Genomic DNA, 14,099 nt, shown 5'->3' with positions numbered 1-14,099 from the left:
GATCTCGTCGATCTCCGGTGGCCGACCACTACGAGACATGTCCTGCAACGCCGCGATCCCACCAGCGTCGTAACGGGCGCGCCAGTCCACCACCGTCGGGCGACTCGTCCCGGTCCGGCGCGCGATCTCAGCGTCGGGCAACCCGTCCGCGGCCAACAGCACGATCCGCGACCGCAACGCGATCCCAGCCCTGATCGAAGGCGCCCGGGTCAGCGCCTCCAGCCGAGAACGATCACCCTCACGCAGCACCAGTGGCGCAGCAACTGACATACCTCATTCTCTCGCACCATCAACCGTAAACAGAGTTGCGATACGCAACACTAGATCAATGGATAGGGTTGATTTGGTGGGGTTGGAGCATAAATTGGCTCAACTGCAATTCCTGTAAGTGCCTCGAACTCGGATATTGCGGCCTGCGGGTCGGGGTCGAGCGAGATAAAGTCGACTGAGCCGGCTTCGGTGCTCGCCGGTTTGGCGCGCAATGCGAGAGTTCGTCCGGATAGTGAGCGCAGAACGATGATCTCGTACTCGACGCCGCCTCGAACGTAGCTGTCGAACGGACGCTCGATCCTTCTACTCACGACAGGCCCAGACAAGTCTATCCGCCCAATCGCCGGCGAGGTGTCGAGTTTTCTTCGCTCGACTCCGGACCTCAGTTGGTGGAAGTCCAGAGTTGGCCAGGGCTTGGGCGATTCGAGAAGGGTGAGTACCTTTCTGAAGAATTCGCGAATTCCAGTATCGCTATGGTTTTCGTCGAATCCAAGGTTGTTGTCCGAGTTGAGAAGGTTGCGCACCTCCTGCCGGTGCTCTTCTGGTGATCCGCGATAGACGCGACCATCGAGCATTGCCTCTGCCGTTCGTCTCGGGGCTTCAGCATCGTCAAGTTGGACGTGCATTAGTGCATAGGTCAGGCTGGTAAGATTCGAGGGTGACCAGTCATTTGATTCGGTCATTGGTGGCCCACTTTCTAAAATCCATCTGACCAGTCGATCTTGGTAATATCGACTCCCCGCTCGCGAAGCATATTGGCGACCTGCTCAAGGTGTTCGATCCCGGGTTGGTAGTGACCGCTCCGTCGAGTAATCGCCTGCGGTACTCCTTGAATGGATTCGATCTCGCCGGCGGAAGCCACCGGACCGCCGCTGAGAAAGCTCGAATGATGCCACCTCCCCTTCTCCTGTTCAAGCGATGAGTAGAGGTTCCCATGCTCGTCCATGACGAACATTGCCTTGTCCGAGGGGCCGTCCCACAGCATGGTGGTCGAGGTGTCGAAGAGCTCGCCCGTTGTCGCCCAACGAATCTGCCCGCCCTCGATGGTGAGTCGGGCGTCTTCAAGGCGCAATGGGCTGAAGTACTCGACCAGGTCTGGAAGGAACGGGCCACCCGTCCCGTCGTGCTCTCCCTTGAACCTGATGTCAAGCTCCCGCTTCTCCAGGAACGGCTGCGCACGTCGCAGCGGCGGAGGCACGGCCCAGGCTGCCGGGTCCGCGGCCGCCACCGGACTGCCTGAACTCGCCGCTCCAGCCGCAGGGGCGATCTGACCGTCGATCGGTCCGGAACCATGAATCACCGGCGCGCGACTCACCGGCGCTGTCTCCCCAACCGCCGTGCGAGCCGGCAGCACCCCAGCCTCATGCACCCGTAACGGATCGATCGCTCGCTCGACCGCCCCCAACCCCTGCCCCGATGCCTGCACCGTATGAGCGGCACTGACGTCGGCCTGTCGCAGTTCGGGCGGCGGCGCGACGGCCGGCTCCGGAGCGGCTGAATGCGGCGCGGGCTCCGGCGGGCGGACCGGTTCGGTCACCGGCGCCACCGCAGGCTCCGCCGGATGCGGTTCGGCCGCAGCGGGCGGCGCGGGCTCCGCGGGCCGCGGCTCGATCGGGGGAGCGGCCGGCGCAGGTGGGTGGGCCAGTCCGGCCTCCCCACCTCGCGCGGCTGCTCCTCGTTCGGCGGTCACGGCGGCATCGCGCGCGGCCGCACCGGCGCCGCGGGCAGCCGAACCACCCGGTACCAGCCCCAGCAGGAGGTTGGGGATGAGGTGGCCCGTGGCCTTCGCCGGGTCCGAGCCCCATCCGGTACCGACGACGTCCTTCACGAGCTGGACGGGGTGGACCACCGTGTGCACGAGGCCGGCGGCCACTGTGGACACGTTGTCGACGTACCGCGCGGGATGGGTCAGGTTGTAGGGGTCGACCGGGTTGACGCTGCGCAGCAGCTTGGCCAGTCCCTCTATGCCCTCGCCGACACCGCCGAGGAGGTGTTCGGTCTCGGTGAGCTGCGATGTGAACCCGTCGGCGAGGTTGGAGCCGAGCCGCTCCCAACCCGACGGCAGCGGCGGGGCAGTGGTGGTGGCCGCGGTCAGCGCGCGGGCGGTGTCGGCGCCGGCCGCGTCGCGGGTGTAGCGGGCGTCGTCGAGGATCTGTTGCGCGCGGGCCATCGCCGGCCCGCCGGGATCGGTGAACGGCGGCGGTGCCGTCGCGCTGGTGCCGGCCGCGGCGGCTGCGTTGTACGCGTCGACCTGCTCGTTGTAGTTGCTGCGCGCCGCCACCGACGCGGCGCGGCCCTGCCGGTAGAGCGCGGCGGCCTCACCCGCCTGGCTTTGAGCCCAGCTCAGGGTGCCGTGGAACCCGTTGAGGCTGGCGGCGGCGGCGCGGAACGCGGTGGCGGCGTCGCTCCAGCGGGCAGGCGAGTCCTGGAACGTGGAGCGGAACGCATCGGCTGCCACCCCCTGCCAAGCACCGAGGTCGATGCGCTGGAGGCCGGAGGCGGTGTGGCCGAACGCCTCGCCGAGCCTGCCGAGATGGCTCGACGTGGACGCGATCCGCTCCGGATCGCCGTGCACCAGCGCGCGCGGATCGTCGGTGTCCTCGAGCGTCGATTCGGTGGCCATCGCGATCAGTCGCCGATCTCGGCGAGGCCGTGGATGTCGTCCACCATGGGCTGAAGCGGGTTCTCGCCGTTCAACGCGCGGCTGATCATGCCCGGCACCGCGGCGTTGCCGGCGTCGGCCACGGTGCTGCTCCAGGTGCTGCCGATGTGATCGCCCGCGTCCGCGAACGACTGTGCCGAGTAGTCCGGGCCGGTGGTGAGGGCGTCCTCCCAGTTGAGGGTCGACGCCGCCGCCGAATCACCCATCGGGTTGCCGGACAGATCGAACAGCGCCCGCTTCATCAACCCCGCCGCGCCGTTCTCCGCCTGGAGGTACGCCACGCCGGAGTCGTTGAGCCCGTCGACGATCTTCTGTCCGGCCTGGACGAGGCCGCGCACGCCCCAGTCCCACCGCTCGCAGAACCCGTTGAACGCCCCGACGACCGCGGCATCGCCCAACGTGGCCTCGTCCAGCGCCAGCTGGGTGATGCCGCGACCGGCCGCAGCCATCCCGACCGTGCCGACCTCGCCCAGCTCGGCGAGCGCGTCCTGGATCCCCAGCGCCGCCTCGGTGAGGGCTTCCGGAGCCGTGCGGAAGCCGTTCGGGTCGGTCATCGGACACCCTGCCCCGGCGCGGGCGGGAAGAGCATGGGCTGCTCACCCGCGAGATCGACCGCCACCCCGAGCGGCGCGTTGCCGCGGCTGTCCTGCAGCGCGGCCCCGGCTGCGCGCCGGAAGGACCACGAGCGGTCGCCGGCCTCGCGCGCCACGGCGAACCGGGCCAGTGCCTCGGTACTGGTGAAGGCGCACAGCCACTGGACGCCCCTGTCGGTCAGCGCCAGCATCGCATCGTCATCGGTGAGCGCGACCACGAGTTCGGCGCGCCGGAAGGACCGCACGAGCGCATCCGGATCACCCCTGCGGGCGTACATCGCCGCGATCTGCTGTCGGAGCTCCATCTCGACCACCCCCGGCGACGAGGTTAGAAGGGCAGCTCGCCGCTGTGGGCCGAATGGAGAAACTCACACGTGGGACGGCTGCGGACGGCGGGATGGGAGGATGTTCTGCGACTCATCCCCCAAAGGCGGAGGTAGGCGCGTGGCTCGCGAGTTCCGGACGGTCGGCGTTGTCGGCCTGGGCACCATGGGTGCTGGCATCGTCGAGGTATTCGCCCGCAACGGCCTGCAGGTGATCGCGGCCGACGTCGATGCCGAGGCCGTCGAGCGGGGACGCGCGCACCTGCAGTCATCACTCGCCCGCGCTGTCAAGCGCGGCAAGCTGTCGCAGGAGGATTCCGACGCGCTGACCGCTCGGGTCACCACCACCACGTCGCTGTCGGACATGGCCGATGCCGATCTGGTGATCGAAGCCGTGCCGGAGAGCCTCGACCTCAAGGCCGGTGTGTTCACCGAGCTCGACAAGGTCTGCCGACCGGATGTGATCCTCGCGTCCAACACGTCGTCGCTGTCGGTCACCGAACTGGCGGTGCGCACCGGCCGCCCCGGCAAGGTCATCGGCATGCACTTCTTCAACCCGGCACCGGTGCAGAAGCTCGTCGAGGTGGTGCGCACGGTCGTCACCGAGCAGGACGTCGCCGAGGACGTGCAGGCGTTCGCGGCCACGCTGGAGAAGGTGCCGGTGGTGATCGGCGACCGCGCCGGGTTCATCGCCAACGCGCTGCTGTTCGGCTACCTCAACCACGCCGCGCGCATGTACGAGTCGCGCTACGCCAGCCGCGAGGACCTCGACGCCGCCATGCGCTTCGGCTGCGGCTACCCGATGGGCCCGCTCGCGCTGCTCGACCTGATCGGGCTCGACACGAGCTACGAGATCCTCGACACGATGTACAAGCAGTCGCGCAACCAGCTCCACGCGCCCACCCCGGTGCTCAAGCAGATGATCACGGCGGGGCTGCTGGGCCGCAAGAGCGGCCGCGGTTTCTACACCTATGCCAAGGCGCACAGCTCGGAGGTCGTGGCCGACGCGCTCACGCCGTCCGGCTCGATCCCCGAGGACGTCGCTGTGCGTGACGTCCAGCGTGTCGGCGTGGTCGGCACCGGCACCATGGCCTCGGGCATCGTCGAGGTGTTCGCGAAGGCGGGCTTGGACGTCGTCGTGCGCGGGCGCAGCGACTCCAAGGTGCAGGGCTCGATCGCCGGGGTCCGCAAGTCCCTCGAGAAGGGCGTGGTCCGCGGCAAGCTCACCGAGGAGCAGCGTGACGAGGCGCTGGCCCGGATCACCGGCACCACGCGCCTGGAGGACTTCGCCGACGTCGACCTGGTCGTCGAGGCCATCGCCGAGGAGCTCGACGTCAAGCGGGCCGTGTTCGCCGCGCTCGACGAGATCTGCAAGCCCGGCGCGATCCTCGCCACCACCACGTCGTCGCTGCCGGTGGTGGAGTGCGCTGCCGCCACCACCCGGCCGCAGGACGTGGTCGGCCTGCACTTCTTCAACCCCGCACCGGTCATGAAGCTCGTGGAGGTGGTGTCCACGATCAGCACCGCCCCCGAGGTGACCGCCACCTCGATCGCGCTGTGCGAGCGGCTCGGCAAGGTGCCGGTGTCCTGCGGCGACCGCGCCGGGTTCATCGTCAACGCGCTGCTGTTCCCGTACCTCAACGACGCCGTCAAGATGCTCGAGGCGCACTACGCCACGGCCGACGACATCGATGCCGCCATGAAGACCGGCTGCGCGCTGCCGATGGGCCCGTTCGAGCTGCTCGACGTGGTCGGTCTCGACGTCTCGTTGGCGATCGAGCGGTCGCTCTACCTGGAGTTCCGCGAGTCGGGCTATGCCCCGGCACCGCTGCTCGAGCACCTGGTCACGGCCGGTCGGCTCGGTCGCAAGACCAGCCACGGGTTCCGGGACTACGCGGCCCGCTGATATGCGTTGACCCTGTCGTGCCTCGATCCTCGCGTCCGCAGCGGCCGTCCCATGTGCCGCTGCGGTCTGCGACGTTCACCCGCGCCGAGAGCAGCACCGACGGCGAGTGGGTGGTGCGCAACGTGCCCGGCTCGGCTTCGGAGCGGACGTACCGGTGCCCGGGCTGTGACCAGCTGATTCCGGGCGGCACGCCGCACGTGGTGGCGTGGCCTGCGGCCGAGTACGGATCCGTCGAGGACCGGCGCCACTGGCACGCTTCGTGCTGGTCGGCCCGCCACCGTCGCCGACCCGGCTGACCCGACCGGCTGACCCGGCTCGGATCAGTTCCGGGCGGCCGTGCTCGCCCCGGTGCGCTTGCGGGTGCGCCTGCGGGCCGGCGGGTTCTGGCCGGGCTCGTCCGACGCCGTCTCGCTGTCTGCGGTGGGTGCCGGCGTGGCGGGCACGTCGACGGTCGCGCCGGACACGCCCCTGGCCGGGCGCGCGGTGGGTGTGGGCTTCGCCCTCGCCGTGGGGCGCGGGCGCGGTGCGGACGTGGGCCGGACCGGCGGGGTCGGGTTCGTGACCGGCGACGCGGCAGGTTCGGCCGGGGTGGCCACCGCTGGCGCCGGAGCTGCGGCGGGCGCGACCGCAGGCGGCTCTTCCGCCGCCGCAGGAGCCGCGTTCGGCGGGGACTGCGTTGCGGCTGCCGGGGTTGCGGTTGCAGGCGTCGCGGTTGCCGGGGGCGGGGTTGCAGCGCTGACCGGCGGGTCTGCCTCCGAGGTTGCGGGCAGCGGGATGGCTGCCGGTCGGGCCGCTGCCGGAGTGACGTCCGCGGGTGTGCGGGACTCCTCTGGCAGCGGTGCCAGCCCCCCGACCACGCGCTCGAGTTCGGCCCGAATGCCCTGCAGCTGCTCGGCGAGCCGACCGCGCAGCGCCGTGAGATCGACGATGCTGCGCTCGGCCTCGCCGACGATGGCCTGGGCCTGCGTCTTCGCCTCGGCGATCTCGGCACGGCTGCGATCGGCGGCCGTCTGGCGGATCGCCTCCGCGGCATCGCGGGCTTCGAGCCGCTCGGCGGTGAGGGACCGCAGCGCTTCCGTGCGGCGCTGGTTCATCGCGATGGTGAAGTCCTCTTCGACCAGCGCCCGGCGGGACTCGGAGTCGGCCCAGACCAGCGAGCGCTGCAGATCGGCCTCCGCGTCGGCCGAGGCGATCTTGAGCGCGGCCGAGCGGCGCTCCTCCTCCAGCAGCTCGCGCTGGACGGCGAGCTCATGCGCGGCGGTCTGGGCATCGGCGGAGGCCTGCGCGCGGTCGTGTGCCGCGGTGGCGTGCGCGGTGGCGATGATCTGGCCGGCCTCGGTCTCGGCCTCCTGGGTGCGGCGCGCCGCGTCGCGCTCGGCCGTTGCCAACATCTCGGCGACCTCGTCCTCGGCCAGCCGCAGCATCGAGCGCATGCGTTCGCTCATGCCCTGCACGCTCTGTGGCGGGCTGACGAGCGTGCGCACCTGCGTGCGCAGCCGCTCGGCACGGGCCCTGGCGTCGTCGAGCTCGCGGCTGAGCTGGGTGGACTGGCTCACCGCAGCGTCGCGATCGGTGGCGAGGATGCGGATCTCGGCATCGATCCGGCGCAGGTGGGCATCCACCTGACCCTGGTCATAACCCCTGCGGACAACGCTGAAACCGGCGTCGGACGGGGGTGAAAAAGGGTCTCCGGCCATGTACTCACCGTACCGGCCTGCCCCGATCGATGACCCTGACGGTGGGGCGTGGTGGGCAGCCTCACGCTCTGCGGAGCCGAACGGTCGGCGCCGTTGGGCCTGGTCCGGGAACCAGGCGCCGAACGGTCGCCGACAGACCGTCAGATGCCGCGGAACCTGTTGATGCCCTCGAGGTGGCGCTCCCGCAGCTCCGGATCGGTGACGCCGAGGCCCTCGCGGGGAGCCAGGGCCAGCACTCCGACCTTGCCCTGGTGGCTGTTGGTGTGCACGTCCATGGCCGCCTGGCCGGTGTCGGCGAGCGGGTACACCTTCGACAGCGTGGGGTGGATCAGGCCCTTCGCGATGAGCCGGTTGGCCTCCCACGACTCGCGGTAGTTCGCGAAGTGCGAGCCCACGATGCGCTTGAGGTTCATCCACAGGTAGCGGTTGTCGAACTCGTGCATGTAACCGGACGTGGATGCGCACGTCACGATCGTGCCGCCCTTGCGGGCCACGTAGACGCTCGCGCCGAACGTCTCACGGCCGGGGTGTTCGAAGACGATGTCGGGGTCGTCACCGCCGGTGAGTTCGCGGATGCGGCCGCCGAAACGCTTCCACTCCGAGGGATCCTGGGTCTGCTCGTCCTTCCAGAACCGGTAGCCCTCCGCGCTGCGGTCGATGATCAGCTCGGCGCCCATCTTGCGACAGATGGCTGCCTTCTCCGGCGATGAGACGACGCAGACCGGGGTGGCGCCGCCGTTGAGCGCGAACTGCGTGGCGTAGGAGCCGAGCCCGCCGGACGCGCCCCAGATCAGCACGGTGTCGCCCTGCTTCATGCCCGCGCCGTTGCGCGAGACGAGCTGGCGGTAGGCCGTGGAGTTGACGAGCCCGGGGCTGGCCGCCTCTTCCCACGTGAGGTGGGCGGGCTTGGGCATGAGCTGGTTGGACTTCACCAGCGCGAGCTCGGCCAGGCCACCGAAGTTGGTCTCGAAGCCCCAGATGCGCTGCTCCGGATCCATCATCGTGTCGTTGTGACCGTCGGGGCTCTCGAGCTCGACCGACAGGCAGTGCGCGACGACCTGGTCGCCCGCCTTCCACCTGTTCACACCCGGTCCGGTGCGGAGCACGACGCCGGCCAGGTCGGACCCCACCACGTGGTAGGGCAGATCGTGGCGCTTGGTCAGCTCGGACATGCGTCCGTAGCGCTTGAGGAAGCCGAAGGTGGACATCGGTTCGAAGATCGACGTCCAGACGGTGTTGTAGTTGATGGCGCTGGCCATCACGGCGACGATCGCCTCGCCCGGGCCGAGCTCCGGGGTGGCGACGTCATCGAGATGCAGGCTCTTGCGGGGGTCCTTGTCGCGCGTCGCCATGCCCTTGAACATGTCGGCCTCGTCGGCATGGACGGTGACACCGCGGTAGTGATCGGGTAGGTCCAGCCCGCTGATCTCGCTGAACTGCTCGGCGAGGATTGCGTCGAGGATCTCCTGCACGGCCGGCCTCCGATGGCTCTAGTCGTGGTGCGCTTGGTATCCCGAAGGTTACTGCGCAGTATGGTACCCGCTCGACGCCGGCTCCACCAGCTCTGCCAGAACGCCGCCCGCGTCCTTCGGATGCAGGAAGTTGATCCGCGAGCCCGCGGTGCCCCGGCGCGGCTCGTCGTAGAGCAGCCGCAGGCCCTGCGCGCGCAGCGCCGCGCAGGTGGCGTCGATGTCGGCGACGCGGTAGGCCATCTGCTGGATTCCCGGCCCGTTGCGCTCGAGGAACTTGCCGATCGGGGAATCCGGGCGCAGCGGTGCGAGCAGCTGGATCGCGGCGCCGGTGTCGCCCGGCACCGACAGCATCGCCTCCTGGACGCCCTGCTCCTCGTTGATCTCGGTGTGCGTGGCCACCATGCCGAAGGTGGCGGCGTACCAGGCGATGGCCTCGTCCAGATCGGCGACGGCGATGCCGACATGATCGATCCCGATGACGGTGTGTTCTCCCATGGCGGGGAATCTAACCCCGGGCCGCGCTGACATGGGGTTGTGCGACGTATCACGACGCCGATCGGGTCTCAGCCCGGCAGCATGACCCCTACCGGCGGGTATCGTCGGGCAACCCTCGCCACCGCAGTCGCTGGAGGAAACGTGTCCGGATCCGTCATCGTTGCAGGAGCTCGCACGCCGATGGGGCGGCTCCTGGGACAGCTCAAGGACTTCACCGGGGCGCAGCTGGGCGGCATCGCCATCAAGGGTGCGCTCGAGCGCGCCGGGGTGGCGCCCGAGCAGGTCGACTACGTGATCATGGGACAGGTGCTGACCGCAGGCGCCGGGCAGATCCCGGCCCGCCAGGCCGCCGTGGCCGCCGGCATCGGGATGAACGTGCCCGCGCTCACCATCAACAAGGTCTGCCTCTCCGGCCTGAACGCGATCGCGCTGGCCGACCAGCTCATCCGGGCGGGCGAGTGCGAGATCGTGGTGGCGGGCGGCCAGGAGTCGATGACGCAGGCACCGCACCTGCTGTCCAAGTCGCGCTCCGGCTTCAAGTACGGCGACGTGACGATGCTCGACCACATGGCCTACGACGGCCTGCACGACTCGTTCGACCAGGTCTCCATGGGCTCGTCCACCGAGAAGCACAACGCCCGCTACGAGCTGACGCGTGCTGAGCAGGACGAGTTCTCCGCGCGGTCGCACCAGCGCGCCGGCCGGGCCGTGGCGAACGGCATCTTCGCCGACGAGATCACCCCCGTGCACGTGCCGCAGCGCAAGGGCGACGCGATCGTGGTGGACAGCGACGAGGGCATCCGTCCCGAGACCACGGCCGAGAGCCTCGGCAAGCTGCGGCCGGCGTTCTCCGCCGACGGCACCATCACGGCCGGCTCGTCGTCGCCGATCTCCGACGGTGCCACCGCGGTGATCGTGATGAGCAAGGCGAAGGCGGAGGAGCTCGGGCTCACCTGGCTCGCCGAGATCGGCGCCCAGGGCATGGTGGCCGGCCCTGATGACTCCAGCCTGCACGAGCAGCCCGCCAACGCCATTGCCGCGGCGTGTGCCAAGGAGGGCATCGCGCCCACCGACCTCGACGTGATCGAGATCAACGAGGCCTTCGCGGCGGTCGGCGTGGTGTCCACCCGCAAGCTCGGGGTGGACCCGGAGAAGGTGAACCCCAACGGCGGCGCGATCGCGCTCGGACACCCCATCGGCTCTTCCGGGGCGCGGCTCGCGCTGCACCTCGCGCTGGAGCTGCAGCGCCGCGGTGGTGGCGTCGGTGCCGCCGCGCTGTGCGGTGGTGGCGGCCAGGGCGACGCGCTGATCCTCCGTGTCCCGGCGGCGGGCTGAGCAGCACCGATGGCACGGCGGCTCGACGTACCGGACCTGGTGGAACGGGCCCGGCGCGGCGAGCCGCTCGCCGTGGGTCGGCTGCTGTCGCTCGTGGAGAGCGATGGCCCGGCCGGCCGGGAGCAGCTCCGTGAGGTGGCTGCTGCGCTCGCGCCACACGCCGGGCGGGCCCACGTGGTGGGCTTGACCGGGCCGCCCGGCGTGGGCAAGTCGACCACGACATCGGCGCTGGTGGGCGCGCTGCGCGCGCAGGGGCGGCGCGTGGGCGTGCTCGCCGTGGACCCGTCGTCGCCGTTCTCCGGCGGCGCGCTGCTCGGTGATCGCGTGCGGATGGGTGAGCACGCCACCGACGACGGTGTCTTCATCCGTTCCATGGCCACCCGCGGCCATCTCGGCGGGTTGGCCTGGTCGACACCGCAGGCCTTGCGGGTGCTCGACGCGGCCGGGTGCGAGGTGGTGGTGATCGAGACCGTGGGCGTGGGGCAGTCGGAGGTGGAGGTGGTGGCGCTGGCCGACACCACCGTGGTGCTGCTGGCCCCCGGCATGGGCGACGGCGTGCAGGCCGCCAAGGCCGGCATCCTCGAGGTGGCCGACGTCTTCGTGGTGAACAAGGCCGACCGTGACGGTGCCGCCCAGACCGTGCGCGACCTCACACACATGCTCGCGCTCGGTGGGAGTGTCGGGCCGCAGGTCTGGCGCAAGCCCGTGGTGCGCACCGTGGCGGCCCGCGGCGAGGGGATCGACGACCTCGTGGCGGCGCTGGACTCCCATCGGGCGTGGCTCGACTCCAGCGGTGAGCGTGAGCGCAGGCGGCTGGCCAGGGCCGAGGCGGAGATCGAGGCCATCACGCTGGACCGGATCCGCTCCCGCATCGGTGACCTGCGTGGGAGCAGTGGGCTCTCCGGCCTCGCAAAGCGGGTGGTGGCGGGCGACCTGGACCCCTACCGGGCCGCCGACGAGTTGGCGGGCAATGTCGGGTCGTAGTGTCGGCGCCGCTGCCGCATGATCAGCGCGCACGGGTTCCCTCTCGATCATGAGCGGGTGGGCGCTCGGCCCCGGTGAGGCGGGCCTCCAGGCGCTTCGCGCCGATCCGGGTGGCCAGCTCCCTGGCCTCACGCCGGTGCCCCGTCGCCGAAGCCGGATCGGACCGCCGCAGCGCTACGGCCAGCTCGGTGTGCAGCGCAGCGCGGTGGCGGATCGACGCCGGTCGGGCCGCCAGCGACCTCTCCAGCAGGCGGGCGCCGGCCTCGTGATCCCCGATCGCCACGAGCGCGCTGCCGTGCCAGCGGTGCAGATCTGCCAGCTCGACGGGCGTTGCGGGCGGCTCGACCACCTCGATCGCGCCCACCTCGATCGCGCCCGGCAGGACGAGCCCGGCCGCTGAGAACGCCGCCCGCGACCGCTCGGCATCGCCGATGGCGGCCTGCGCCGTGCCGCGAGCCGCTTCCCATCGGATGTGCGCCACGGGCCCGGGGGGTGGTGCGGCGGCGAGCAGCGTGAGCGCGGCCTGCGGTTCGCCGGCGTCGACGAGCACCGCGGCGAGGCCGGTGGCGGCCTCGGCTTCCGCCGCGGGGGCCACCGCGACGGTGGCGGCGGCGCGGGACTGGTCGAACCGCAGCCAGGCCTGCTCGTGGTGGGCGCCGTCGAGGGACTGGTGGCCCGCGAGCGCGGCGGCCGCGGCGAGCACACGCGCCACGCCGGGACGTCGCTCCGCGGCGACGGTGTGGACGAGGGTGGTGGCGAGCTGCTCGACCAGTGCGTGCACCACGCCGGCGGCCCCGGCCGCACCGAGCTCGTCGTCGAGCCTGCGAGCCACCGCGAGCTGCTCCCACCAGAGCTCCAGCGTGGTGTCGCCGACGGCGGCCGCCGCCGCGATGCCGGCGCGGAGCCCGCCCGCGGCGGGAGCCTCCTCGGCGAAGCCCAGCTCGGCGGGGGTGCGCTGGTAGAGCTCGCACAGCAGCTCCCGATACTGCGGCTCCGGCACCGCGTGGCCGTTCTCCCATCGCGACAGCAGCGTCTTCAGGCTGGCCGCCGCGGCCACCGGCACCTCTCGCCCGTGGCCGAGCGCGGCGATCTCGCGAGCGGCATCGGACTGGGAGATGGCCCTGATCAGGCGGGCCGATCGCAGGGCGCCGGCGGCCGATGTCGGGGTGGGTGGAGCGGTCATGGATCCAGAATGTCGGTGCCCGGACCTAGTGTCAACGGAGGTGACGCAACAGTGCGTCAACACCGGATCGACGGGGGCAGAAGTGGATCTGACGACATGCTCGGTGTGCGCGCTGGCGGCAGCGCTCGCGGGCGCGGTCGGTGGTTACGGCGCGGCGCGTCGCGAGCGATCGCGGCGCCGGTCGGCGGCGCGTGGCACCCGGGGGCGCACCATGCGCAGGTGGCCGGGCGGGCAGGGGCGCGGGCACCGCGGCGGTCCGCCGGGGCGGCCCACCGACGATGGCGGTCCGTCGTGAGCGTGCGAGGTCAGTCGAAGTCGCCCGCGGAACGGCGCACCCGGCCCAGCAGGTCGGTGAGCTGCAGCTCCTCGTCCGGGGTCAGCCCGCTCATCCCGAACTCGATCGAGGTCACCGACTTCGTCGCCGCGTCGAGGAGAGCCGATCCGTCCTCGGTGATCTCCACCAGCGTGGCCCGGCGGTCGGTGGGGTGCGGGATGCGGCGCACCAGCTCGTCGGCCTGCAGGCGGTCCACGATGTTGGTCACACTCGTCGGGTGCAGCTGCAAGCGCTCACCCATCACCCGCATCGGCAGCCGGCCGCTGCGCGCGAACGTGAGCAGCACCAGTGCCTCGTACCGGGCGAACGTCAGGCCGTGCGGGCGCAGCGCGCCGTCCACGGCGGAGAGCAGGATCTGCTGCACGCGCATCACGCTGGTCACGGCGGCCATCGTGCGGGCCGGGCCGATCCGCTCGTCCCACAGCGCCGCCGCCCGCATGATCGGGTCGAACGGCAATGGCTTGCGGGAGACCATGAAGCACGACGCTAGCAGTGCCGCCCGTGGAGTCGCGTCCACCGTGGGTGCTGAGGCAGTGTGTCGCTCATGCTCATCGCCTTCAGCGTCGCTCCGTCCGGGATCGCGTCCGACAGCGTCAGCCACGCCGTGGCCGACGCCGTCCGGGTGGTCCGCGAGTCGGGCCTGCCCAACGAGACCACCTCCATGTTCACCACCATCGAGTCCGAGAGCTGGGACGAGGCGATGGACGTCGTGAAGCGCGCCGTCGAGGCTGTTCAGGCGCACGCGCCGCGGGTGAGCCTCGTGCTCAAGGCCGATATCCGCCCCGGTTTCACCGGCCAGCTGCAGTCGAAGGTGGAGCGGGTGGAACAGGCATTGGAGGGCTGAC

Annotated in this window: 14 protein-coding genes; 4 read left to right on the top strand and 10 right to left on the bottom strand. The window is 70.8% G+C overall.

Translation table 11 applies throughout. The features are described from left to right. The 5 genes from ACFPFQ_RS48080 to ACFPFQ_RS48060 form a co-directional block, all read right to left on the bottom strand. The coding region (locus ACFPFQ_RS48080; RefSeq protein WP_379630029.1) for a helix-turn-helix domain-containing protein at positions 1-270 on the bottom strand (270 nt) is incomplete at its 3' end. Between the two features lie 50 nt (positions 271-320). Further along, positions 321-953: a hypothetical protein gene (locus tag ACFPFQ_RS48075; protein ID WP_379630028.1), complete on the bottom strand. Its 633-nt coding sequence runs from the start codon at positions 951-953 to the stop codon at positions 321-323. 14 nt (positions 954-967) lie between these two features. Continuing rightward, on the bottom strand, positions 968-2,893 hold the full coding sequence (locus ACFPFQ_RS48070) for a putative T7SS-secreted protein (RefSeq protein WP_379630027.1): 1,926 nt from the start codon (positions 2,891-2,893) through the stop codon (positions 968-970). Positions 2,894-2,898: 5 nt separating this feature from the next. Next, a complete protein-coding gene (locus ACFPFQ_RS48065; RefSeq protein WP_379630026.1) occupies positions 2,899-3,486 on the bottom strand; it encodes a hypothetical protein in 588 nt (195 codons plus the stop codon). Next, the gene (locus ACFPFQ_RS48060; RefSeq protein WP_379630025.1) at positions 3,483-3,830 is read right to left on the bottom strand and encodes an SseB family protein; all 348 of its coding nucleotides are present in this window, start codon (positions 3,828-3,830) and stop codon (positions 3,483-3,485) included. Before ACFPFQ_RS48060 ends, ACFPFQ_RS48065 begins: the two co-directional genes overlap by 4 nt. A 139-nt stretch (positions 3,831-3,969) precedes the next feature. Between ACFPFQ_RS48060 and ACFPFQ_RS48055 the strand changes: the two genes are divergently transcribed. Beyond that, positions 3,970-5,754 (top strand): 3-hydroxyacyl-CoA dehydrogenase family protein, encoded by a 1,785-nt coding sequence (locus tag ACFPFQ_RS48055; protein ID WP_379630024.1) that lies wholly within the window; start codon positions 3,970-3,972, stop codon positions 5,752-5,754. A gap of 320 nt (positions 5,755-6,074) precedes the next feature. On the opposite strand, the gene ACFPFQ_RS48050 is transcribed toward ACFPFQ_RS48055, so the two are convergent. From ACFPFQ_RS48050 to mce, 3 genes are all read right to left on the bottom strand, one after another. Beyond that, entirely contained in the window at positions 6,075-7,451 is a 1,377-nt protein-coding gene (locus ACFPFQ_RS48050) for a hypothetical protein (RefSeq protein ID WP_379630023.1), read from the bottom strand. 140 nt (positions 7,452-7,591) lie between these two features. Continuing rightward, entirely contained in the window at positions 7,592-8,923 is a 1,332-nt protein-coding gene (gene ccrA / locus ACFPFQ_RS48045; protein ID WP_379630022.1) for a crotonyl-CoA carboxylase/reductase, read from the bottom strand. A gap of 48 nt (positions 8,924-8,971) precedes the next feature. Further along, positions 8,972-9,418, bottom strand: coding sequence for a methylmalonyl-CoA epimerase (gene mce, locus ACFPFQ_RS48040; protein WP_379630021.1), 447 nt, complete (start codon positions 9,416-9,418; stop codon positions 8,972-8,974). Between the two features lie 141 nt (positions 9,419-9,559). Here mce and ACFPFQ_RS48035 point away from each other — a divergent pair, with 141 nt between their 5' ends. Both ACFPFQ_RS48035 and meaB read left to right on the top strand, forming a co-directional pair. Beyond that, positions 9,560-10,753 carry an acetyl-CoA C-acetyltransferase gene (locus tag ACFPFQ_RS48035; protein ID WP_379630020.1) on the top strand — a complete coding sequence of 398 codons (1,194 nt, stop codon included), beginning with the start codon at positions 9,560-9,562 and terminating at the stop codon, positions 10,751-10,753. 9 nt (positions 10,754-10,762) lie between these two features. Beyond that, on the top strand, positions 10,763-11,737 hold the full coding sequence (meaB, locus tag ACFPFQ_RS48030; protein WP_379630019.1) for a methylmalonyl Co-A mutase-associated GTPase MeaB: 975 nt from the start codon (positions 10,763-10,765) through the stop codon (positions 11,735-11,737). Between the two features lie 22 nt (positions 11,738-11,759). On the opposite strand, the gene ACFPFQ_RS48025 is transcribed toward meaB, so the two are convergent. Together ACFPFQ_RS48025 and ACFPFQ_RS48020 are read right to left on the bottom strand one after the other, a co-directional pair. Continuing rightward, the gene (locus ACFPFQ_RS48025; protein WP_379630018.1) at positions 11,760-12,920 is read right to left on the bottom strand and encodes a hypothetical protein; all 1,161 of its coding nucleotides are present in this window, start codon (positions 12,918-12,920) and stop codon (positions 11,760-11,762) included. Positions 12,921-13,225: 305 nt separating this feature from the next. Further along, on the bottom strand, positions 13,226-13,729 hold the full coding sequence (locus tag ACFPFQ_RS48020) for a MarR family winged helix-turn-helix transcriptional regulator (protein WP_379630017.1): 504 nt from the start codon (positions 13,727-13,729) through the stop codon (positions 13,226-13,228). 69 nt (positions 13,730-13,798) lie between these two features. Here ACFPFQ_RS48020 and ACFPFQ_RS48015 point away from each other — a divergent pair, with 69 nt between their 5' ends. Beyond that, a complete protein-coding gene (locus ACFPFQ_RS48015; RefSeq protein WP_379630016.1) occupies positions 13,799-14,098 on the top strand; it encodes an MTH1187 family thiamine-binding protein in 300 nt (99 codons plus the stop codon). The last annotated feature ends 1 nt before the right edge of the window (position 14,099 follow it).

The organism is Pseudonocardia sp. GCM10023141, from assembly GCF_042653605.1.
The sequence above is the reverse complement of the archived record's forward strand: the minus strand, read 5'-3'. Positions and strand labels throughout refer to the sequence as shown.